General features: G+C 68.3%; 20 protein-coding genes and 2 tRNA genes. 8 read left to right on the forward strand and 14 right to left on the reverse strand.

Annotated features, from left to right (window positions below; all coding sequences use genetic code 11):
* Nucleotides 1-17: 17 nt before the first annotated feature.
* The 4 genes from ftsX to IG04_RS0137605 all read right to left on the reverse strand — a co-directional run bounded on the left by ftsX (nucleotide 18) and on the right by IG04_RS0137605 (nucleotide 3,499).
* Nucleotides 18-920: a permease-like cell division protein FtsX gene (ftsX, locus tag IG04_RS0137590; protein WP_030481520.1), complete on the reverse strand. Its 903-nt coding sequence runs from the start codon at nucleotides 918-920 to the stop codon at nucleotides 18-20.
* Nucleotides 921-960: 40 nt separating this feature from the next.
* A complete protein-coding gene (gene ftsE, locus IG04_RS0137595) occupies nucleotides 961-1,650 on the reverse strand; it encodes a cell division ATP-binding protein FtsE (protein ID WP_030470385.1) in 690 nt (229 codons plus the stop codon).
* Between the two features lie 173 nt (nucleotides 1,651-1,823).
* The gene (gene prfB, locus IG04_RS0137600) at nucleotides 1,824-2,927 is read right to left on the reverse strand and encodes a peptide chain release factor 2 (protein WP_030481521.1); all 1,104 of its coding nucleotides are present in this window, start codon (nucleotides 2,925-2,927) and stop codon (nucleotides 1,824-1,826) included.
* Nucleotides 2,928-2,998: 71 nt separating this feature from the next.
* A complete protein-coding gene (locus tag IG04_RS0137605) occupies nucleotides 2,999-3,499 on the reverse strand; it encodes a PadR family transcriptional regulator (RefSeq protein WP_030481522.1) in 501 nt (166 codons plus the stop codon).
* A gap of 386 nt (nucleotides 3,500-3,885) precedes the next feature.
* Here IG04_RS0137605 and IG04_RS0137610 point away from each other — a divergent pair, with 386 nt between their 5' ends.
* Entirely contained in the window at nucleotides 3,886-4,095 is a 210-nt protein-coding gene (locus IG04_RS0137610) for a hypothetical protein (RefSeq protein ID WP_090014114.1), read from the forward strand.
* 58 nt (nucleotides 4,096-4,153) lie between these two features.
* Here IG04_RS0137610 and IG04_RS0137615 read toward each other — a convergent pair.
* The 3 genes from IG04_RS0137615 to IG04_RS0137625 all read right to left on the reverse strand — a co-directional run bounded on the left by IG04_RS0137615 (nucleotide 4,154) and on the right by IG04_RS0137625 (nucleotide 7,752).
* Nucleotides 4,154-4,227: transfer RNA gene (locus IG04_RS0137615), tRNA-Met, on the reverse strand.
* A gap of 395 nt (nucleotides 4,228-4,622) precedes the next feature.
* Nucleotides 4,623-4,696: transfer RNA gene (locus IG04_RS0137620), tRNA-Met, on the reverse strand.
* 53 nt (nucleotides 4,697-4,749) lie between these two features.
* Nucleotides 4,750-7,752, reverse strand: coding sequence for a UPF0182 family protein (locus tag IG04_RS0137625; protein ID WP_030481524.1), 3,003 nt, complete (start codon nucleotides 7,750-7,752; stop codon nucleotides 4,750-4,752).
* Between the two features lie 94 nt (nucleotides 7,753-7,846).
* On the opposite strand from IG04_RS0137625, the gene IG04_RS0137630 reads away from it, so the two are divergent.
* Complete coding sequence (locus tag IG04_RS0137630; RefSeq protein WP_030481525.1) at nucleotides 7,847-8,386, forward strand: PPA1309 family protein; 540 nt, start codon at nucleotides 7,847-7,849, stop codon at nucleotides 8,384-8,386.
* A 103-nt stretch (nucleotides 8,387-8,489) separates the two neighbouring features.
* Here IG04_RS0137630 and IG04_RS0137635 read toward each other — a convergent pair whose 3' ends face one another.
* Nucleotides 8,490-9,569, reverse strand: coding sequence for a YlbL family protein (locus tag IG04_RS0137635; protein ID WP_245816511.1), 1,080 nt, complete (start codon nucleotides 9,567-9,569; stop codon nucleotides 8,490-8,492).
* Between the two features lie 44 nt (nucleotides 9,570-9,613).
* Here IG04_RS0137635 and IG04_RS0137640 point away from each other — a divergent pair, with 44 nt between their 5' ends.
* On the forward strand, nucleotides 9,614-10,918 hold the full coding sequence (locus IG04_RS0137640; protein WP_030481527.1) for a zinc-dependent metalloprotease: 1,305 nt from the start codon (nucleotides 9,614-9,616) through the stop codon (nucleotides 10,916-10,918).
* Between the two features lie 161 nt (nucleotides 10,919-11,079).
* Here the strand turns inward: IG04_RS0137640 and IG04_RS0137645 are convergent, their stop codons facing one another.
* Nucleotides 11,080-11,607 (reverse strand): M48 metallopeptidase family protein, encoded by a 528-nt coding sequence (locus IG04_RS0137645; RefSeq protein WP_030481528.1) that lies wholly within the window; start codon nucleotides 11,605-11,607, stop codon nucleotides 11,080-11,082.
* Between the two features lie 195 nt (nucleotides 11,608-11,802).
* On the opposite strand from IG04_RS0137645, the gene IG04_RS47415 reads away from it, so the two are divergent.
* The 4 genes from IG04_RS47415 to IG04_RS46935 all read left to right on the forward strand — a co-directional run bounded on the left by IG04_RS47415 (nucleotide 11,803) and on the right by IG04_RS46935 (nucleotide 14,739).
* Nucleotides 11,803-11,958 (forward strand): DUF5679 domain-containing protein, encoded by a 156-nt coding sequence (locus IG04_RS47415; RefSeq protein WP_169746029.1) that lies wholly within the window; start codon nucleotides 11,803-11,805, stop codon nucleotides 11,956-11,958.
* Nucleotides 11,959-12,003: 45 nt separating this feature from the next.
* Entirely contained in the window at nucleotides 12,004-12,804 is an 801-nt protein-coding gene (locus tag IG04_RS0137655) for a hypothetical protein (RefSeq protein WP_144065568.1), read from the forward strand.
* On the forward strand, nucleotides 12,801-14,111 hold the full coding sequence (locus IG04_RS0137660) for an ABC1 kinase family protein (RefSeq protein WP_030481530.1): 1,311 nt from the start codon (nucleotides 12,801-12,803) through the stop codon (nucleotides 14,109-14,111). Before IG04_RS0137655 ends, IG04_RS0137660 begins: the two co-directional genes overlap by 4 nt.
* 85 nt (nucleotides 14,112-14,196) lie before the next feature.
* On the forward strand, nucleotides 14,197-14,739 hold the full coding sequence (locus IG04_RS46935; RefSeq protein ID WP_036016695.1) for a hypothetical protein: 543 nt from the start codon (nucleotides 14,197-14,199) through the stop codon (nucleotides 14,737-14,739).
* A 692-nt stretch (nucleotides 14,740-15,431) separates the two neighbouring features.
* Here IG04_RS46935 and IG04_RS0137670 read toward each other — a convergent pair.
* The 4 genes from IG04_RS0137670 to IG04_RS0137685 form a co-directional block, all read right to left on the reverse strand.
* Nucleotides 15,432-16,253, reverse strand: coding sequence for a class I SAM-dependent methyltransferase (locus tag IG04_RS0137670; protein ID WP_173850008.1), 822 nt, complete (start codon nucleotides 16,251-16,253; stop codon nucleotides 15,432-15,434).
* Nucleotides 16,254-16,590: 337 nt separating this feature from the next.
* The gene (locus tag IG04_RS0137675; RefSeq protein WP_030481533.1) at nucleotides 16,591-16,911 is read right to left on the reverse strand and encodes a WhiB family transcriptional regulator; all 321 of its coding nucleotides are present in this window, start codon (nucleotides 16,909-16,911) and stop codon (nucleotides 16,591-16,593) included.
* Between the two features lie 99 nt (nucleotides 16,912-17,010).
* A complete protein-coding gene (locus tag IG04_RS0137680; RefSeq protein ID WP_030481534.1) occupies nucleotides 17,011-17,283 on the reverse strand; it encodes a hypothetical protein in 273 nt (90 codons plus the stop codon).
* A gap of 146 nt (nucleotides 17,284-17,429) precedes the next feature.
* Nucleotides 17,430-19,499: an ATP-dependent DNA helicase UvrD2 gene (locus IG04_RS0137685; RefSeq protein WP_030481535.1), complete on the reverse strand. Its 2,070-nt coding sequence runs from the start codon at nucleotides 19,497-19,499 to the stop codon at nucleotides 17,430-17,432.
* A gap of 82 nt (nucleotides 19,500-19,581) precedes the next feature.
* Here IG04_RS0137685 and IG04_RS0137690 point away from each other — a divergent pair, with 82 nt between their 5' ends.
* Nucleotides 19,582-20,313, forward strand: coding sequence for a DUF4191 domain-containing protein (locus IG04_RS0137690; protein WP_030481536.1), 732 nt, complete (start codon nucleotides 19,582-19,584; stop codon nucleotides 20,311-20,313).
* A 79-nt stretch (nucleotides 20,314-20,392) separates the two neighbouring features.
* Here the strand turns inward: IG04_RS0137690 and IG04_RS0137695 are convergent, their stop codons facing one another.
* On the reverse strand, nucleotides 20,393-20,866 hold the full coding sequence (locus IG04_RS0137695; RefSeq protein ID WP_030481537.1) for an RDD family protein: 474 nt from the start codon (nucleotides 20,864-20,866) through the stop codon (nucleotides 20,393-20,395).
* Between the last annotated feature and the right edge of the window lie 16 nt (nucleotides 20,867-20,882).

The following is a 20,882-nucleotide window of genomic DNA, read 5'->3' on the forward strand; positions in this document are numbered from 1 at the left end:
AATGGTGCGCAAAGTTCTTAAAGGCGCACGTAGAGGCGGAGTGTCACGTAACCGGTGGTCGCCGAGATGACTATCGCGACGAGGAACAGCCAGGGCGACACGATCAGGATGTCCAGGTAGCCGATCGGCGGGATGATGCCCGACTCGGTGAGGTTCCTGGTGATCCGGTCGAGGAAGAACGCCTTGAACAGCACCAGGCCGCCCACCGCGGTGACCGAGCCGATGATGCCCGCGACGACCGCCTCGATGAGGAACGGCAACTGCGTGTACCACCGTGTCGCGCCCACCAGGCGCATGATGCCGACCTCGACGCGGCGGGTGAACGCCGACACCTGGATGGTGTTCGAGATCAGCAGCAGCGCGGCGAACGCCTGGATGAGCGCGAGGATCAGGGCGACGTCGCGCATGCCGTTGAGGCCCTCGAAGAACCGCTCCAGGAACTTGCCCTGGTCGTCGACGCCCTTCACACCGGGCTTGCCCTCGAAGGCCTGCTTGATGACGTCGGTGCGCTCCGGGTCCTCGAGCTTCACGCGGAACGTCGCCGGGATGGCTTCGGGACGCGCGAGCTTGAGCAGTTCCGGCTGGGCCTCGAAGATGCGCTTGAAGCGCTCGAAACCCTCGTCCCGGTTCTGGTACACCACGGACTCGACGCCGGAGGTCGCCTCCAGGTTGGACCGCAGGCCCGCGCACGGCTGCTGGGTGCAGTCCTTGTCGTTGGCGCTGACATCGTTCGTCAGCAGCACGGAGACCTCGAGCTTGCCCGCGTAGTTGGCCTGCATCTTGTCGACCATGCGGACGACGAGCAGGCCACCGCCGAGCAGCCCGAGCGAGATGGCGGTCGTGAGGATCATCGCGATCGTCATCGTGACGTTCCGGCGAAGTCCGGTGATGACCTCGCTGAACACGAAGCTGGTACGCATCGGGGGCGGGGTTCCTTGGGGTTCGGGGGCTTAGGGACGCTTAGCGGCCAACGCCGTAAACGCCGCGCGCGTCATCACGGACGACCTTGCCGTACGAGAGCTCCACCACTCGGCGGCGCATCGAGTCGACGATGCCGTGGTCGTGGGTGGCCATGATGACGGTCGTGCCGGTGCGGTTGATCCGCTCCAGCAGCAACATGATGTCCTGGCTCGTGTCGGGGTCCAGGTTTCCGGTCGGCTCGTCGGCGATCAGCACCAGCGGGCGGTTCACGAACGCACGGGCGATCGCGACGCGCTGCTGTTCACCACCGGACAGCTCGGTCGGGAACCTGTCCTCCTTGCCGTCGAGGCCCACCAGCTGCAGCACCTCCGGCACCACCTTGACGATGGTGTTGCGGGGCTTGCCGATGACCTCGAGCGCGAAGGCGACGTTCTCCGCCACCGTCTTCGTGGGCAGAAGACGGAAGTCCTGGAACACGCAGCCGATCGACTGCCGCAGGCGGGGAACCCTGCGCCGCGACATCTTGGCGACGTCGAAGTTGGAGACGTAGACGCGTCCCCTGGTCGGCACCTCTTCGCGCAGCAGCAGGCGCAGGAACGTCGACTTGCCGGACCCCGAGGGCCCGATCAGGAAGACGAACTCGCCCTTCTCCATCTCGACGGACACGTCGTCGAGCGCAGGACGCGTGGAGGTCTTGTAGACCTTGGAAACGTGTTCGAGACGAATCACGAGGCGCGAGTCTACTCATGGCCGGGGTAAAGCCCCCGTTCCGGTTAACTTCCAGCCCCGGAAGGGCGGCTCGAACCTCGACGCGGCGTGTCCGACCAGGCACGATCGGCCCACTAAAAGAGCACGTCCCACCCTCGTTCGGGGCAGAACGTGCTCCTCGGCTCAGGTCAGGACTAGGCCTGCTGGGACTGCTTGCGCCACCGGATGCCGGCCTCGAGGAAGTCGTCGATCTCCCCGTCGAGCACCGCGGACGGGTTGCCGACCTCGTGCTCGGTGCGCAGGTCCTTGACCATCTGGTACGGGTGCAGCACGTAGGAGCGCATCTGGTTGCCCCAGCTGGAGCCGGAGTCCTTCAGCGCGTCCATCTTGGCCTGCTCCTCCTGCCGGCGGCGCTCGAGCAGCTTCGCCTGCAGGACGTTCATGGCCGTGGCCTTGTTCTGCAGCTGCGAGCGCTCGTTCTGGCAGGACACCACGATGCCGGTCGGGATGTGCGTGAGGCGCACCGCCGAGTCCGTCGTGTTGACGCCCTGGCCGCCGGGGCCGGACGAGCGGTAGACGTCGACGCGCAGTTCCTTCTCGTCGATCTCGACGTGGTCGGTCTGCTCGACGACGGGCACGACCTCGACGCCGGCGAACGACGTCTGGCGGCGGCCCTGGTTGTCGAACGGCGAAATGCGCACGAGACGGTGCGTGCCCTGCTCGACGCTCAGCGTGCCGTAGGCGTATGGGGCGCTGACGCGGAAGGTGGCGGACTTGATGCCGGCCTCTTCGGCGTAGGACGTGTCGAACACGTCGACGCCGTAGTTGTGGCGCTCGGCCCAGCGCGAGTACATGCGCAGCAGCATCTCGGCGAAGTCCGCGGCGTCGACGCCACCGGCCTCGGCGCGGATGGTGATCAGCGCGTTGCGCTCGTCGTACTCGCCGGACAGGAGCGTGCGCACCTCGAGGCTCGCGATCTCGTCGCGCAGCTTGGCGCGGTCGTTGTCCGCGTCGGCATTGGCGTCCGCGTCCTCGGCCTCCTCCGCGAGCTCGTAGAGCAGGGGGAGGTCGTTGAGGCGCTCACGCAGGCCGGTGACGCGGCGCAACTCACCCTGCTTGTGGGAGAGCTGGCTGGTGACCTTCTGCGCCTTCTCCTGGTCGTCCCAGAGGTCAGGGCGGGCAGCCTGGTCCTCCAGGTCCGCGACAGCGGCGCGCAGCGCATCGAGGTCCAGCACCGCCTCGATGCTCGAAAGGGTGGCGGAGAGGTCCTTGATGTCTGCTTCGACGTCCGGGTTCACGCAAAAAGATTACGCCAGCACCGGCCGTCAGTCGCGACCGGTGCGTGCTGGCGCTCTCTTCGAAGCGGTTTCTACGCGGTCGGAATCGCGTCGAGCAGCTTGAGAACCGCCTTCGCGTGAGCGAGACCGAACTCCGCCACCGCCTTGGCGTAGGGGTCCTCCGCCGTCTTGGCCGCGCTCTTCGCGCTCTCCTGTTCCTGACCGTACGTCGAACGTGCGGTCGTGATCAGGGATTCGCGCTGCTTCGCGGTCAGCGAGCCGGCGTGCACCAGGCGCAGGATGAGCGGGCTGCGCAGGTGGTCCGGGCCAGGCTCGGACAGCAGCCAGTTCTTGAAGGCCTTCTTGCCCGCGGCTGTCAGCACGTACTGCTGGCTGGACCGCGGTCCCTGCTTGCCGAGGCGCAGCAGGCCAAGGTCTGCCAGCGCGGGCAGCTCGCGGTACACCTGGGAGCGGGTCACGCTGAAGAACGCGCCGAAGCGGTCTCCTGCCTCCGCCACCAACTGGCCACCGGTCTTGGGTCCGTCGTGCAGCAGCCCGAGCAGGGCGGCTGCGGTCGCATTCAGGTCTGACACAACGACAACGTTCCCACGTCCGGGGGAAGCTGTCCACAATGGTCAGCCGTTCTGTCCACAGTGGCTGATCACCGGGCTAGTCTGATGGGCCATGCGGAGCAACGAAAAGTCTCGCTGAGTAAGCGGCAGTTTTCGAGCCTCACGCGTTTGGCCTCTTGACCGTCTGTGTCCATCCCGGATGGAAAAGTCCTTTCGCAGAAACGAAAGTCCCCCGCTCTCACTCGATCGGCGGTACGACTCTCACCGGCCGGAGCCACCCGAATGGACGGTCGGGGGCCAACGTCGCACGACCTGGTGATGTCCGCGCAGACCCCTTTCCCACGCCGCACATTCCGGGAAAATGATCATTGCCAGGCTGGCGCGGTTGAACACGGAGGTCGGGGACCATGAAGAACCTGAACTTGAAGTGGCTGGACCACAAGAAGGTGGCGGCGCACACGAGGGCGTGGATGACGGGGGGCATCCCGGAGCAGGCCGGCAAGGACGAGTGCATGGTGTGCGGCAAACAGATCCGCAAGCACCGCACCGTCAACGGCGAGGGCCGCATCTGCTCCAGCATGCTGTGCGCCCAGTACTGGGCAGAGAACATGACCTGAAAGACAAGCAAAGACAGAAGGCCGGAGCCTATTGGCTCCGGCCTTCTGTCTAATCTAGTAGCGGGGACAGGATTTGAACCTGCGACCTCTGGGTTATGAGCCCAGCGAGCTACCGAGCTGCTCCACCCCGCGCCGCTTCTAGCTTGTCTAACCGTGTTGCTGTCTTGCTGTTGTAAGGGGAACTCTACACCCTCCAAAAACCCATTTTCACCCACCCCCCTTAACCACCATAACCGCAGGTCAACGCCCCAAAACCCCCTCCGCCCCCGCCAACGCCGAAGGCGAGGCATTTGCGCCAGCCCGATGCCGACGCCGAAGGCGAGGCGAGGCGCGAGGTGTTTGTCAGCCGACGCCGAAGGCAAGGCCGGGGAAAGCTGACGCGAGAGGTGGGCCTGCCAATGCCGAAGGCAAGGCAGGCCGGGGGTCCGGGGGCTTGCCCCCGGGGTGGGGTTTGGGGGCTCCGCCCCCAATGTAAATGCGAAAAAGTCCTGTCTGCGATCTCCGCAGACAGGACTTTCCCAACTTTGTAGCGGGGACAGGATTTGAACCTGCGACCTCTGGGTTATGAGCCCAGCGAGCTACCGAGCTGCTCCACCCCGCGTCGGTATGAATAGAACCTTACGCGGGGCGGAGCGGATAAAGCAAATCGTGAGGTCAGCCGGACGGTGTGGGGCTCGGCACAACCGACGACTGGCCTGTCGGCGGCGCTGCCGGTGCCCCGGTGTTGTACTGCTTGAACCTCTTCGTGGCGTCGTCCAGCTTGGCGTACGCCTGGCCGAGCTCGGTGAAGTTGCTGTTCTGCTGGGCCCTCTTGATGTCGGCCAGCGCCGCGTCGATGTCGGTGATCGCCTTCTGCAGGTCAGGGCTCAGCGCGCTGTTGGTGGGCGGCGTGGTCGTCGGTGGCGTGGTGTTCTGGCCGTTGCCGTTGTTGTCACTCGGCGGCGGCACGACCGAGCCGGCTCCGCTGAGCACCTGGTCCAGCGCCTCGTTCAACGTGGACGCGTAGCCGACCCGGTCGCCGTACCAGACGAGCACCTTGGACAGCTGCGGGTACGACGTGTTGTTCGACGCGCGCTCGATGTAGACGGGTTCGACGTAGAGCAGCGCGCCGCCCACCGGGAGGGTGAGCAGGTTGCCGTAGACGACAGTCGTCTTCTGCTGGGTCAGCAGGTTGAGCTCGCGGCTGACGTTGTCCGAGGTGAGGAACTGCGTCTGGATCTGCTGCGGGCCCTTGGCGTCCTGGTTGAGCTGCAGCACGCTGATCTTGCCGTAGTTGTCCGGGTCGGACGCGGCCGAGACATAGGCCGCCATGAACTCGCGGTTCTCCCGGACCAGCGGGCTCTGCAACTGGAAGCTGACCTTCTTCGGATCGTTGGGGTCACCGGCCAGCACGTAGAACGGCGGCTGGCGGTCCCGGCGCTTGCTCGCTGCGTCGCGCTGGGCGTCCACCGTGGTCGCGTTGTCGATCGTCGGGTCCTGCGGCGGTTCCCAGTAGCCGACACCGGAGTAGAAGTCCGACGGCGACGAGACGTGGTACTTCGACAGCATCTGCCGCTGCACCTTGAACAGGTCCTCGGGGTAGCGGAAGTGCTGGCGCAGCTCGTTGGAGATCTCGCTGCCCGGCTTCACCGTGCCCGGGAAGACGCCCATCCACGCCTTGAGGACCGGGTCCTTGTCATCGATCTGGTAGAGGCTCACCGTGCCGTCGTACGCGTCCACAGTGGCCTTGACCGAGTTGCGGATGTAGTTGACCGGCTTGTTGACCTGCGAGATCACCACGCCGTCCGCCGTGAGCGAGTCGTTCGTCGCATCACCCAGCTGCGTGCGCTGCGCGTACGGGTAGCTGTCGAGCGTCGTGTAGCCGTCGACGATCCACGTGATGCGGCCGTTCACGACGGCCGGGTACGGGTCGCTGTCCACCGTCAGCCACGGCGCCACGGACTGCACGCGGTCGCGCGGTGTCCGCTTGAACAGGATCTTCGACTCGTCCACGATCGACTGGTTGAAGAGGATGTTCCGCTCGCCGTAATAGGCAGCGAACGCGAGCTTGTTGAACAGGCTGCCGACCGGGACGCCACCGGAACCGGTGTAGGTGTAGGCCTTGGCGTCCGTGTCGTACTCCGCCGGCGCACCCTGCGGCCGGCCACCGACGATCGAGTAGTCGGTCACACCGAACAGCTCGCCGTAGTACGTGCGGGGCTGGTCGACCTTGATGCCGTTCGGCACGTTGCCGACCTCGCCGTTGGACTTGACCTCGCTGGCCTTGAAGTCCGGGTAGCCGCCGTTGGTCTCGTCCGCGACCGCGTTGACCTTGTTCGCCTCGGCGTAGATGAAGCCGTTGCCGTGCGTGTAGACGAGGTGCTGGTTGATCCAGTCTCGCTGGCCCTGCGGCAGGCTGTCGAGCTTCAGCTCACGCACCGCGACGATGTAGTCGCGCAGCTTTCCGTCCACTGTGTACCGGTCGACGTCCAGCTTGTTCGGGAACCCGTAGAACGGCCGCAACTGCTGGAACTGGGTGAAGGTCCGCGCCAGCACGGCCGGGTCGAGCAGGCGGATGTTGCCCAGCGTCGCCGCGTCGTTGGACTTGATCTGGTCGTTGGTGACGTTCTGCTTGCCCTCATAGGGCTTCGTCTCGACCTTGTCCTCGGTCAGCCCGAACGACTGCCGCGTCGCCGCGATGTTGCGGGTGATCGACTCGGCTTCCTTCTGGATGGCGTTCGGCTTGACCGAGAACTGCTCCAGCACCGCGGGCCACGCCGCACCGACGAGCACGCTCGACAGCACCAGCAGGACGGTCGCGATGGCGGGCAGCTGCACGTTGCGCATGAACGCGCCCGCGAAGAACGCGACGGCGCAGAACACCGCGATGCACATCAGGATCAGTTTGGCCGGCAGCACCGCGTTGAGGTCGGTGTAGCTCGCGCCGACGAACTTCGCGGTGTCATGCAGCAGCAGCGCGTACCGGTCGAAGAAGTACGCGGCGGCCTTGAGCAGCACGAACATGCCGGCGACGAGCGCCAGGTGCAGCCGCGCGGGGCCCGAGAGCTGGCCGCCGCGACCGGCCAGCCGGATGCCGCCGAAGAGGTAGTGCGCGATGACCGCGCCGATGAACGACACCGCGACCGTGATGAACAGCCACGACAGCAGCCACTCGTAGAACGGCAGCTGGAACGCGTAGAAGCCGATGTCGTGCCCGAACTGCGGGTCGGTCACGCCGAACGGCTGGGAGTTCAGGAACAGCTGGACCTGCTGCCAGTCGGCCTGCGCCGACGCGCCCGCGATCAGCCCGACGAAGACGGGGATGCCGATCGCGAAGAACCGCACCCGCCCCATCACGACGGTGCGGTAGCGCGCCACCGGGTCATCGGGCCCGGACACCGGCACGAACACCGGCCGAGCCCGGTACGCGAGGAAGAGGTTCAGCGCGACGATGCCGCCGACCACGGCCCCGACGGCCACGAACAGCGACAGGCGGGTGAGCAGGACTGTGCTGTAGACGTCGCGGAATTTCACCTCGCCGAACCACAGCCAGTTCACGTAGGTGTCGAGCAGCCGCGATCCCGTGATGAGACCGAACAAAAGCACAACACCCACGATGAGCAGTATTCGGCTGCGCCGGGACAGTTTCGGCAGTCCGACCGGAGGCCGTGTGGCCACGAGGCACGCTCCTGGATCGCGGTAAATCGATACGTACGTTTAGTCCAACTCTACGGACGACGCCCTGGGTTCCCGTGAAGTCCGCAGTCTTACGATGACACGCGTGTCAGCGAGTGAAACGCCAGCGGTCATCCTCCCGACGGTCGCCCGCGAGGTTGAGGAGTTCGTAGCGGCAGGCGGCTGGGAGCAGCCACCGCAACTCTTCGCCCTAGTGGCCACCTCAGACCTGCTCGACCAGCAGCCGGAGCTGCGGGACCAGCTCGACCCGCACTCGAGCCCGCTGACCCCGATCGCCCAGGACGAACTTTCGGGCGATCTGGGCGACGCGCTCGCGGGCATCGAGTGGCCCCCTGCCGTCACCGGGTGCGCCCTGGCCCAGGAGATCGTCGTCCTGCCGCCGGAGGCGGAGACGGAACTGAGCCACGGCGAACTGGACGACGAGGCGGCCCGCCGCTTCGCCGCCGAACACCCCGCCCGCCGCGAGGCGCGCCTGGTGGCGGCGGTGCTGCGCGACGGCTCGGTGTCCTGCGTGCTGAGGCTGCGCGGGACGGTCGAGGTGCCAGAGGAGTTCGTCGAGCACCCCGAACTGGCGCCCAACCTCACCGACGCCCTGCTCGCCACGCTGCGGCCCTAGTCGTCACCTCCCCAGGCTGGCACAACCCCGGCGCGTGACCGCGCCGGGGTTGTGATGTCGTTGCCTGATGTTCGCGGCAAGCGGACAGCGACGACCGCTGGAGTCAGCAGCTCGGCGTGTCCTTGCCGGCGTTGAGCGCCTCCAGCGACGACACGGCGTCCGTCAGGTTCTCGACCTTGATCAGCTTGAGGTCGGAGGGGGCCTGCTGCTTCGCGTCCGCGCAGTTGTCGGCCGGCACGAGGAACGCCGACGCGCCCGCTTCCTTCGCGGCGACCATCTTGAAGGCGATGCCGCCGATGGGCTTCACGGTGCCGTCGCCGGTGATCTCGCCGGTGCCCGCGATGGCCTTGCCGCCGTTGAGCTCGCCCGGCGTCAGCTTGTCGACGATCGCCAGCGCGAAGATGAGGCCGGCCGAGGGTCCGCCCACGTCGGAGAGGCTGATCTTGATCTTGAACGGCACGTCGGCGCGGTCGACCGGCGAGATGCCGATGAAGCCCGCCGGGCGGCCGTCGTCGCGGGTGCCGAGGGTGAGCTGGGTCGACTGGGAGGTGCCGTCCTTCTCGAACGCCACCTCGATGCGGTCGCCGGGCTTGGTGTTCTCCAGCGAGCTGCTCACGTCGGCGGCGCTCTGCACCTGCTTGCCGTTGACCGAGATGATGCGGGAGCCGAGCGGGATCACGTTCTCCGCCGGGCTGCCCTTGGTGACCTGGTTCGCGATCACCATGCCCGGATACTTGAGGTAGTGCAGCGCCGCGACCTCGGCTGCGGTCTGCGACTCGCTGAACGCGCGCTCGTTGTTCTCCTGGATCTGCTGCTCCGACTCGCCGGGCTTGAAGAACTCCTCGCGCGGCGCCAGCGCGTAGCGGCCGGACAACCACAGACCCAGCGCGCCGAACAGCGACACGTCGTCGGTGAGCGAGACCGTCGTCATGCGCAGGGTCCCCTTGGTGGGGAAGGTGTCCTGGCCCTCGACCGACACCACGTCGGCGTCCTTGACCTGGCCGAGCACGTCGTAGGTCGGGCCGGGGCCCAGCGCGACGTACGGGACTCTGGCGAAACCGCCGAGCAGTCCGAGCGCCGCCACCACTAGGAAGCTGACGATCAGCGTCCACGTCCGGCGGGTCAGTCCGCGTTCCCTCGGCGGGGGCGCGGGTGGGGGTGCGGTCGTGACGGTTTCACTCACGGCTGAACAGCGTACGACCATGTCTGTCCGCGTACGGTAGAGGCATGAGTGACGTGCCGTTCGGGTTCCGCCCCGACGACCCCGACGACAAGGGCGGGAAGCCGGGAGACAACCCGTTCGACTTCAGCCAGCTGGGCGACATGCTGAGCCAACTGGGCTCGATGTTGAGCAACGCGGGCTCGTCGAGCGGGCCGGTGAACTACGACCTCGCCAAGCAGATCGCGTTCCAGCAGCTGTCCTCGTCGACGACCACGATCGGGTTCGCCGCCGACCAGTCGAGCGCGGTCACCGACGCCGTGCACCTGGCCGAGATGTGGCTCGACCCGGTCACGTCGCTGCCCGCCGGCACCCGCACCACGCAGGCGTGGACCGCGCGAGACTGGATCGAGCGCACCATCCCGACCTGGCAACGCCTGTGCGACCCGGTCGCGCAGCGCATGTCCGGCGCCTGGGTCGAGGCGATGCCCGCCGAGGCCAAGCAGGCGGCCGGCCCGCTGCTGGCGATGCTCGGCCAGATGGGCGGCATGGCGTTCGGCTCGCAGCTCGGCAACGCGCTGGCCCAGCTCGGCGCCGAGGTGCTGACCTCGACCGACGTCGGACTGCCGCTCGGCCCCGAGGGCACCGCGGCCCTGCTGCCGGCGAACATCGAGAAGTTCACCGAGGGCCTGGAGCGGCCCGCGTCCGAGGTCATGGTGTTCCTCGCCGCCCGCGAGGCCGCCCACCAGCGCCTCTTCACGCACGTGCCGTGGCTGCGGCAGCGCCTGCTCGACACCGTCGAGGAGTTCGCCAAGGGCATCAAGGTCGACACCTCGGCCCTGGAGCAGCTCGCCGGCCAGATCGACCCGTCGAACCCCGCCTCCATCGAGGAGGCCATGGGCTCCGGCCTGCTCGAACCCCAGACCACCCCGGAGCAGAAGGCGGCGCTGAACCGCCTGGAGACGCTCCTCGCGCTCGTCGAGGGCTGGGTGGACGTCGTGGTCGACGCCGCCGTCTCCGACCGCCTGCCCGGCGCCGCGGCCCTGCGCGAGACGCTGCGCCGCCGCCGTGCCTCCGGTGGCCCGGCCGAGCAGACGTTCGCGACGCTCGTGGGCCTGGAGCTGCGCCCGCGCAAGCTGCGGGCCGCCTCGGCCCTGTGGAAGCTGGTCGGCGACCAGCACGGCGTCGAGGTGCGCGACAGCGTGTGGGAGCACGCCGAGCTCGTCCCGACCGCCGAGGACCTCGACGACCCGCTGGGGTTCGCGGAGCGCCTGACGAACACCCGCAAGGCGCTGGAGGACCCGATCGCCGAGCTGGAACGCACCATGCGCGAGGACGAGGGCAAGGACGGCGGCCAGCCCGACAAGCCCTGACCAGCATCTGAACGACGCGCCCGGTGGGAACTTTTCTCACCGGGCGCGCTGCGTTCTCGGGGGTCCGGGGGCTCGCCCCCGGCGTGGGGTCTGGGGGCTCGGCCCCCAGAAGAACACCTGAGCGAAGGGGACGGCGAGCGCACCTCGCCCCTGCCGGCCGCTCAGTCTTCGGTGATCCCCAGGCCTGCGGCGGCCGAGAGACCCTCCAGGTAGCCCATGGCCCGCTCGGTCTTCGGGTAGCGGTGGACCCACTCCCAGAAGTCCTTGCCGTGCCCTGGCACCAGCAGGTGCGCGAGTTCGTGCACCAGCACGTAGTCGAGCACCCACGGCGGCACTTCGCGCAGCCGCTCGGACACGCGGATCGTGCCCTCTGTCGGCGTGCACGAGGCCCAGCGCGTGCGCATGGGCGGCACCCAGCGCACGCTCACCGGCTCCGCCAGCGAGTCGAGGTAGCGCGCCGAAAGCTCGGCGCACCGCGCCATCAGCGCCTCGTCCGATGTGCGCGCAGGGGACTTCCTGCGCGTCTCACTGCGCTGGAGGCGGCTCAACATCTCCGCCACCCAGTGCTTCTCTTCCCCCTTGGTCATCCGTGCCGGCAGAAGGACGACGACGGTGTCGCCCTCCCGGTACGCGCTGACCATGCGGCGGCGCCGGGGGCTCCGCCGCACTTCCACCCGCGGTTCGGCCATGGAGTCACCGTAAACGGCGTCACCGACAATTTTCGGCCCCCAACCGGCGGCAGGCGCGCACCCGGCGGGTGAAGTTCCACCGAACGGCGGCTGGACACGCGCGGGATCGACATGCGGGATTTCGCACGCCTGCGGAGGTACCGTCGCGCCAAGGTCCCCGAGTGTGTCCGCACTCACAACTGCAAGGGAGGGGCTGTGGCCGACACCTACAACGGCTACTGCGTCAAGTGTCGCGAGAAGCGCGACTTCGACGGCAACGTCGAGGAGACCAATGGGCGGCGCATGGCGAAGGGCACCTGCCCTGTCTGCGGTACGAAGATGACGCGGATCCTCGGCAAGGCCAAGGTCTGACGTTTGCGCTGGCAGGGGGCCACGCCCCCTGCCAGTCTTGCCGACGTGGACACAAGACCTCGCGTGCGCGCAGGACTGGCCGTGGTGCGCAGAGCCCCCGGCGTCGTCCAGGTCGGCACCGACCCGAAGCACGCCGTCGTGATCGACTCGCTGCCCGAGGCTCTGGTCGACGAACTGATCACCCTCGACGGCCGGCACACTGTCGCTGAACTGGGTGAAAGGCTGAAAAGCCGCGGCGGGAACCCCACCCAGCTGGGTGAAGTTCTCTCCTCGCTCGAAGAGGCCGGTCTGCTCGACGACGGTCCGCTGGCGAAGGGTGGGACGGTCGCCGTGCACGGGTCCGGCCACCTCGCGCTTTCGATTACTTCGCTTCTGGCGGAATCCAGCGTTCAGCTCGCACACAACGCCGATCTGACCGTGCTGGCGGCGACGCTCATCCCCGATCCGAACCTCGTGAGCACGCTGATGGCGTTCCGGACGCCGCATCTGGCCGTGCGTGTGCGTGAGGGCGTGGGCATCGTGGGGCCGTTGGTCCTGCCTGGTCGTTCTTCGTGCCTGAACTGCGCGGACCTGCACCGCACCGACCAAGATCCGGCGTGGCCCGTCATCGCCGCGCAGCTCGTCGGCCGGCCTGCCTCGACCGACGTGCTGTTCGCGTCGGGAACGGCGGCGCTGGCGGTGGCGCAGGTCCTGGAGTCGCTGAGCTACGTCCGCGGCCGCGATCAAGTCCCTCCGCCCGTGGTGAACGCCACTCTCGAGCTCGACCTCATGTCCGGTGTTGCTGAGAGGCGAAGCTGGTATCCGCACCCGGACTGTCAGTGCTCCGCACATAACATGGCCGAGTGACCGAGATTCCGCGCAAGGCCGTGCAGCGCACCGCCAAGCTGGCGAGCCTCCCGCTCGGGGTGGCCGGCCGGGTTGTCGGTGGCTGGGGGAAGCGACTGACCGGACGCGCGGCCGACGAGGTCAACGCCGAGGTGACGGCCAAGACGGCGGAGCAGGTCTTCGCGGTGCTCGGCCAGCTCAAGGGCGGCGCCATGAAGTTCGGGCAGGCGCTGAGCGTGTTCGAGGCGGCGGTCCCCGACGAGCTGGCGGCCCCGTACCGCGAGGCGCTGACGAAGCTGCAGACCGCGGCCCCGCCGATGCCCGCCCGCACCACGCACCGCGTGCTCGCCGAACAGCTGGGCGCGTCCTGGACGAAGCGCTTCCAGGAGTTCGACGACGAACCGGCCGCGTCGGCGTCCATCGGCCAGGTGCACCGCGCGGTGTGGCACGACGGCCGCGACGTGGCGGTGAAGGTCCAGTACCCCGGCGCGGACGAGGCCCTGCGCGCCGACCTCAAGCAGCTGCTGCGGTTCAGCCGCCTGCTGCAGGCGATCATGCCCGGCGCCGACGTGCGCCCGTTGCTGGAGGAGCTGCGCGACAGGTACCTGGAGGAGCTCGACTACCGCGACGAGGCCACGAACCAGCGCACGTTCGCGAAGGCCTTCGAGAACGACCCGCACGTGCTGGTCCCCCGCGTCATCGCCTCGGCACCCAAGGTCATGGTGACCGAGTGGACCTCCGGCGTGGGCCTGTCGCACATCATCCGCGAGGGCTCGGCCGAGGACCGCGACCTGGCGGGCCAACTGCTCGCCGAGTTCCACTTCTCGGCCCCGTCCCGCTCCGGCCTGCTGCACGCCGACCCGCACCCCGGCAACTTCATGCTGGGCGACGACGGCCGCCTGCGCGTGATCGACTTCGGCGCCGTGGCCCGCCTGCCGGACGGCCTGCCCAAGACGCTGGGCCTGATGACCAGGCTGGCCCTCGACGGCCGCTCCGCCGACCTCGTCGAACTGCTGCGCACCGAGAACTTCATCCGCGAGGGCATGGAACTGCACGGCGAGGACGTGCTCGGCTACCTGACACCGTTCGTGGAGCCGCTGCGCACCGAGTCGTTCCACTTCACCCGCCGCTGGCTGCAGTCGCAGGCCGAACGCGTGGGCGACCTGCGCAGCCCGGATTCACAGACGGGCCGCTCTTTGAACCTGCCGCCCCAGTACCTGCTGATTCACCGCGTGACAATGGGCGCGACAGGCATTCTCTGCCAACTCGACGCCCACGTGACCGCGCACGAAATCGTTTCACGGTGGCAACCGGGATTCGCCGACTAACTCGTCCGGGTGAACCCAGGCCAAGTTATCCACAGCTTGGCCCTCAGCCCCCTTCGACCCCTGCCGGCTACGCCACGATGAACCCATGGCACCCATCGCGACCACCGCTGAGCTGCGCAAATCCGGGATCTCCGCACGGGAGGTCCTGCGCCACTGCACCCCCGCCGGCTCATGGCAGCGGCTGCTGCCCGGCGTAGTTCTGACCACCCCGTCCCCGGCCACTCGCCTCGACAGACTGCGCGCCGTCCTTTCCTTCGCCGGGCCTTCTTCGGTGATCACAGGAGCCGACGCACTGGTTCGCCAAGGAGCCGCACTTCCCCTTCCCAGGCACATTCACGTCCTCGCGGGAAGCAATGTGCGAAGAGCGAATCCGTGGATTCTGCTGGAACGCACCACCCGCCCGCCGGCCGTGGTGGAACGCCACGGCCTGAGGCTCGCGGGTGCCGCGCGGGCCGCTCTCGACCTGGCCCGGCGGGAACTGAACCCGCGCGCCATCGCAGAAATCCTCGACGCCGTGGTGAGCGCGCGGTTGTGCACGCCAGCGGAACTCCGGGAGGAGTTACGGGTGAGCAGCCGCCGAGGAACGGCCCTGGTCAGACAGGCCCTGTGCCACCTGTACCCGACCTGACCGCAGGTCAGCGCCGGGCGCGCCGTGCGCATGAGCGACGGAGGGAGGTTTCCTGCCTAGCGACGAGTCGACTCTTCGGCACTGAACGGCTCACCGCCTGCGCCCCTGATACTGCAGGTCAGCGCGCATGCTGGGTACTGCGTACTCGCGCAGTAAGGGCAATCCGAGCCGGTCATCGGAGGCGGCGAACCCGCGCGATCCGGAACTCATGCCTGCCTGGCGCTTGCTCCAGCTGGCCCCACGCCGTCTCGCCTCACGGCCTTTCGCCGCCCGACCAACGCCCCGTGTTCAGGGTCCTGCACTACCTGACCCAGCGGCTCACCCTCACGAGCTCGCGCCACTCAACTGGGCGGCTGCCACTTCAGTCCAGCGCCACCTCAACCCGATCGCCACCTCAAGTCAGGCGCGATCTGACCTCGCGCGCGATCCGCGACCTCAGGTGAGTCAGCGCCAGTACTCGTCCGGCAGCTTGCCCTCGATGTCCCGTACGTGGGTCTTCGAGCACACCTGACACAACCACCGGAGAGACCCACCGGTCCGCTCCGACGACCAGGCCAGGAACTCGAGGTCAGAAACGGAGGAACGCAGCCGCCCGCATCTGTGGCAAGCGGGCACCGGCTCCGCCCCAGCGGATACCGGCTCCGCCTCAGCAGTCACCGACTTCGACCCACCTGCCGGCTCCGAACCAGCGGTCACCGGCGCCGCCCCACGTGAACGGTGTCGGTTTCCAACAGGAACACGTCCTCGCGGGCGCCGACGTACTCCGAGTCGGACGGGTTGAGCAGGCGGCGAAGTGCGTCGCGGTCGGCGGGGTGCAGGTGGGCGCCGGTGATCTCGGTCAGCCAGGTCAGGCGGTCGACCGCCCAGTCGCGGACCAGTTGCTTGGCCGGGGCCGGGTGGTCGACGACGAAGCTGAAGGCGCTGATCTCGCCCAGGCCCGCGTCGGCGAGGGCGACGTTCCAGCCGACCGGGAGGCGGACCGAGCCCGTCATGTTCTCGCGCATCGACACGAACCACGACGCGCGGGCCGCGGCCAGGCGTTCCTGCAGGCCGGGTGAGCCGACGCCCAGGTCCCACGGGAGGAAGCGGGTTTCGAGGCCGCCTTCCGCGAGGGCCAGCCAGCCGCCGGGGGCCAAGGCCCCTACCAGGCGTTTCATTCCGCGCAACTGATCAGGGAGGTGGTGGATCACCCGGGAACCCCAGATGAGCTCGACCGGGCCGGCGAACGACAGCGGGTCTTCGGTGGCGAGGTCGGCGAGCACCGGCTTCACCGACACGGCGCCGTCGGTTTCCGCGCGGGCCGCGGTGCAGGCCGCGTCCAGCAGTTCGGGGGTGGCGTCGACCAGGACCAGGACGCCTCCGCCGTGGTCTCGCAGGGCCGCGGCGAGCGGCACGCTCATGGAGCCGGCACCGCAGCCGACGTCCATCACGACCGGTGAGTCGGGTAGGGGCGCGACCAGTCTGCGGGCGACCGAGGACAGCGCCTCCGCCTGCAGTGAGCCGTGGCGCCTCATCGCGTGGAGGCGAGATGACCAGTCGATTCCGTCGTGAGTGTGGTGCGGCACAAAGGGGACGGTACGGAGGAACGGCCGAGGCCGCCATCCACCTTCTCGTGGATGACGGCCTCAGCTCGAGACTGTCAGAGGTCGAAGCGAGCCGCTCTGCGTCCCGCCCATCGCGACAACCTGCGCCAACGTTGCGCTGACGCGAGGCGGTTCGCCAGGCGTTGCTCTTCAGCGAACCTCTGGGCTTCTTGTATTCGTATTCGCACGAGCTCTTCATTCAGAGACATGGGAGTCAGGGCCTCGTTCAGGTAGGCGGGCATTGCGCTGTGGTTGAGCTGCACGGTGTTCACGCCGCCGCCTCCGTCTTGCTGGCAGTGACAACGGTCGCGTCCTTGCGCGGGCGGCCACGGGGCCGCTTGCGCGCGATGACGACACCGCGCTCGAAGATCTCTCCACCCCAGACGCCCCACGGCTCGTGACGTGCGATCGCGCCGGCGAGGCACTCCGCGAGGACCGGGCAGGTCCCGCAGAAGGACTTCGCCTTCTCGAGGTCAGCAGGCGCGTCAGCGAACCAGAGGTCGGGGTTGTGGGTGCGGCAGGGGATGTCGAGCCCCTCCGCGAGGTCCGGAAGTGCCTCGCCCGTGAGCGGGACAGTCGCGGTCAACATCAGGGTTTTCTCCTTGTGTGGGGTACTGCAAAAACACGAAAGCCGCGGACTCTGTACGAGTCCGCGGCTTTCGTGAGCCTGGTGGTCCTTCGACCCCTTCTAGGGGGTCGGCAGGAGCCTTCTCACTTGATGCGCGGACAGCGCATTCGTGTAGTTGTCGACGTCATCGATGGCCGGCAGCGCGATCGGCTGCTCGTTGCGCACTTCGGCGCCAGCCAGAGCGGTGCCGCGCAGAGCGGTGCCCCGCTCGCGGCCCAGCAGTGCCACTGGCTTGTGGGCAGAGGTGTGCCACATGGCCTGAGTGGATGCGGACGTGCAGAAACCCTCGGTCAACGGGAGGCCGACCGCGCGCGAGCTGCTGAAGATCTTCACAACGGGTCACCTCCTCGGAACGAGAGAGCTCTGCATCGAGAGCTAGTAGTAGTTCTTCTTCCCCAGACGGGTCCTCCGGACCCGGCATGAGCAGGTTATGACCCCGTACCTGGGGCTCGCAACCTATTTAACGAAACTTGTCCCGATCAGGTGGCGGAGTACCCGACACCGGCTCGGACCAGGCCCAACACGTCGTCGCCGAACTTATCAAGCTTCGAGGCGCCGATGCCCGAGATCGCGACGAGTCCGGCCGAATCCGTGGGTCGCTGCTCCGCGATCGCCATCAGGGTCGCGTCGGTGAACACGACGTACGCGGGCACCTTCAGCTCCCGCGCCCGCCCCGCACGCCACCGGCGCAGCGACTCGAGCAGCTCCTCGTCCACATCGGACGGGCAGGACCTGCATCGGCCGAGCTTGACGGACTGCGCCTCGACCAGCGTCGACGCGCACACCCGGCAGGTCGGCTTCTCCTTCTTCATGAGAGGAGGCCGTTGCGCGCCACCGGATACCCGCGCGGCCGGGTGGTTCTCGGGAACGAGGCTGTAGAGGAACCGCGACCTGCGGCGGTACTTGCGTCCACCGGCGGCGCGCGCCAGCGCCCACGACAGCCAGATGTGCTCACGCGCGCGCGTGACACCTACATATAGAAGGCGGCGTTCTTCTTCGATCTTCGCCTCGTCGCCGTCGGCGTACTGGATCGGCATCGTGCCCTCGACCAGTCCGACGAGGAACACGGCGTCCCACTCGAGGCCCTTCGACGCGTGCAGCGACGCCAGAGTCACGCCTTCGACCGTCGGCGGGTGCTGTGCCTCGGCGCGCATGTCCAGCTCGACGCAGAACATCGGCAGGTCGGCCTCGGGCGTGGCGGCGGCGAACTCCTCGGCGAGCTCGACGAGCGCGAGCAACGACTCCCAGCGTTCCCGCGCGCTGCCACCGGTCGGCGGCTCGTCGGTCAGCCCGACGCGGCCGAGCGCCGAGCGCACGACCTCGGGCAGGCTGCCCTCGGGATTGCCCGACGAGCGCAGCGTGATCATCGCCTGGCGCACCTCGGCGCGCTCGAAGAAGCGCTCGCCCCCGCGCACCAGGTACGGGATGCCGAGCCCGGCGAGCGCCTGCTCGTACGCCTCGGACTGCGCGTTGACGCGGTAGAGGATCGCGATCTCGGACGCCGCGACGCCCTCGTCGAGCAGCGTCTTGATGCGGCCCGCGACGGCATCGGCCTCGCTCGGCTCGTCGTCGAACTCGTGGAACCGCGGCTTCGGGCCGTCCGGCCGCTGCCCGATCAGTTGCAGCCGCGAGCCGGCCGGACGCCCGCGCGCCCACTTGATCACGTCGTTGGCCAGCTCGACGACCTGCGGTGTCGACCGGTAGTCGCGCTCCAGCCGCACGACGACCGCCTCGGGGAACCGCCGCCCGAAGTTGAGCAGCGGCTGCGGCGAGGCTCCCGCGAACGAGTAGATGGTCTGGTTCGCGTCGCCGACCACGGTCACGTCGTCGCGAGCGCCCAGCCACGAGTCGAGCACGCGCTGCTGCAGCGGCGTCACGTCCTGGTACTCGTCCACGACGAAGCAGCGGTAGCGGTCGCGGAACTCCTGCGCGACCTCAGCGTTGTCCTCCAGCGCGCCCGCCGTGTAGAGCAGCAGGTCGTCGAAGTCGAGCAGCTGCGCCTCGTTCTTGAGCTGCTCGTAGGTCGTGTACAGCTTCATGATCTGTTCGGCGGGCGCCGGGATGTCCCGCGCGGCGCGAGCGGCCGCGGCCGGGTAGTCCTCCGGCATCAGCAGGGACGCCTTCGCCCACTCGATCTCGCTCGTCAGGTCGCGCAGCGCGTCCGACTCGGTCGGCATCCCCAGCCGGGACGCGGCGCGGGCCACGACGCGGATCTTCTGGTCGACGAGCTCCCAGCGCGGACCGCCGATGACCCGCGGCCAGAAGTAACGCAGCTGGCGAGAGGCGGCGGCGTGGAACGTCACGGCCTGTGCGCCTTGCACGTCCAGAGAACGCAAACGTGTGCGCATCTCCCCCGCGGCGCGCTTGGTGAACGTGACGGCCAGGACCTGCGACGGAGCGACGTGGCCGCGTTGACACAGGTAGGCGATGCGGTGCGTGATGGTGCGCGTTTTACCGGTACCGGCACCCGCGAGCACGCACACGGGACCGCGCGGGGCCTCGACTGCGGCGCGCTGTTCCGGATCAAGACCCTCCAGCAACGCGTCCATGCCCGGCAGTCTCGCAGATGGCCGCGCTGTGCTAAGTCAGGCTCCCGCTGTGTTCGATTATTTTGGCCAGTATCCTGTGGGTATGGCTGGTAAGCAGGACAAGGCGGCGGCGAAGGAAGCGGCGAAGGTTCGTCGCGCGGCTTCACGCGCGCGGCGCAAGCAGATCTTCGAGGCGTTCAAGATGCAGCGCCGCGAGGACAAGGCGCTCGTTCCGATGATGCTGGGCGCCCTGCTCGGTGTCACCGCGATCGCCGTGGTCCTGGGCATCGTCTTCAACGCCGTGTGGATGTTCGTGCCACTGGGCGTCGCGCTCGGCGCGCTGCTGGCCGTCATCATCTTCGGCCGCCGCGTCCAGAGCAACGTCTTCCGCAAGGCGGACGGCCAGCCGGGCGCGGGCGCCTGGGCACTCGAGAACCTGCGCGGCCGCTGGCGCGTCACGCCCGCCGTCGCGGGCACCACGCAGCTCGACGCCGTGCACCGCGTGCTGGGCAGGCCGGGCGTCGTCCTGGTCGCCGAGGGCGCTCCGCAGCGCGTCAAGCCGCTCCTCGCCCAGGAGAAGAAGCGCATCGCCCGCGTCGTCGGCGAGACCCCGATCTACGACTTCATCATCGGCACCGAAGAGGGCCAGGTCCCGCTGAAGAAGCTCCAGTCGAAGCTGATGAAGCTGCCGCGCAACATCACGGCCGCCCAGGTCGACTCGCTGGAGACCCGCCTCGCCGCGCTGGCCAGCCGCGGCGCCGCACTGCCCAAGGGCCCGATGCCGGCGGGCGCGAAGATGCGCAACGTCCAGCGCGCCATGCGCCGCCGGGGCTGACCGAACCCGCTCCCACCAGCACGAAGAGGCCCGCCGCACAGCACGTGCGGCGGGCCTCTTCGCGTTCGCGGACCAGCGGCTAGCGGACCTTGATGACGACGGTGCCGGCGGCCTTGTCGTGCAGGCAGCGGCCGTCCGCGTCCCAGACCAGCGCCGGGATCAGCGGGAAGATGAGCACGGTGCGCAGCAGGGCGCGCGGCAGGTGCACGAACGTCTTGCCGTCGATGCGCGCCACCCGCAGCCCGAGCAGCGCGTGTCCCGGGGTGAACCCGAAGAACGCGACCGCGACCACCGTGATCACGAACCAGGCCAGCAGGCTCCAGTTCTTCGGCAGGTCAGGCTGGGTGAAGACCGCCGCGACACCCGCGGCGAGGAGGAAGTCGACCAGGATGGCGAACGTGCGCCGCCCGATCGAGGCGATGGAGCCCGGCCCCTCCTTGGGGAAGCCATGACGCTCACCACGCCAGCGCTGTTGCGTGCCGTCGTTCGAGTCTTCACCCGGCGACAGCACCGAATTGGGTCCTGACAGCCACGAACCGGTCCACCTGCTCACTCCACCAGAGTAAAGC

This window comes from Lentzea albidocapillata (genome assembly GCF_000719115.1).
Taxonomy (GTDB): domain Bacteria; phylum Actinomycetota; class Actinomycetes; order Mycobacteriales; family Pseudonocardiaceae; genus Lentzea; species Lentzea albidocapillata.

Bases quoted from the DNA above. Each gene is read 5' to 3' on its own strand.
- ftsX (WP_030481520.1), bottom strand. From the start codon at position 920: ATGCGTACCAGCTTCGTGTTCAGCGAGGTCATCACCGGACTTCGCCGG.
- IG04_RS0137610 (WP_090014114.1), top strand. From the start codon at position 3,886: ATGAAGAACCTGAACTTGAAGTGGCTGGACCACAAGAAGGTGGCGGCG.
- IG04_RS0137630 (WP_030481525.1), top strand. From the start codon at position 7,847: ATGACACGCGTGTCAGCGAGTGAAACGCCAGCGGTCATCCTCCCGACG.
- IG04_RS0137640 (WP_030481527.1), top strand. From the start codon at position 9,614: ATGAGTGACGTGCCGTTCGGGTTCCGCCCCGACGACCCCGACGACAAG.
- IG04_RS0137645 (WP_030481528.1), bottom strand. From the start codon at position 11,607: ATGGCCGAACCGCGGGTGGAAGTGCGGCGGAGCCCCCGGCGCCGCCGC.
- IG04_RS46935 (WP_036016695.1), top strand. From the start codon at position 14,197: ATGGCACCCATCGCGACCACCGCTGAGCTGCGCAAATCCGGGATCTCC.
- IG04_RS0137670 (WP_173850008.1), bottom strand. From the start codon at position 16,253: ATGAGGCGCCACGGCTCACTGCAGGCGGAGGCGCTGTCCTCGGTCGCC.
- IG04_RS0137675 (WP_030481533.1), bottom strand. From the start codon at position 16,911: ATGTTGACCGCGACTGTCCCGCTCACGGGCGAGGCACTTCCGGACCTC.
- IG04_RS0137685 (WP_030481535.1), bottom strand. From the start codon at position 19,499: ATGGACGCGTTGCTGGAGGGTCTTGATCCGGAACAGCGCGCCGCAGTC.
- IG04_RS0137690 (WP_030481536.1), top strand. From the start codon at position 19,582: ATGGCTGGTAAGCAGGACAAGGCGGCGGCGAAGGAAGCGGCGAAGGTT.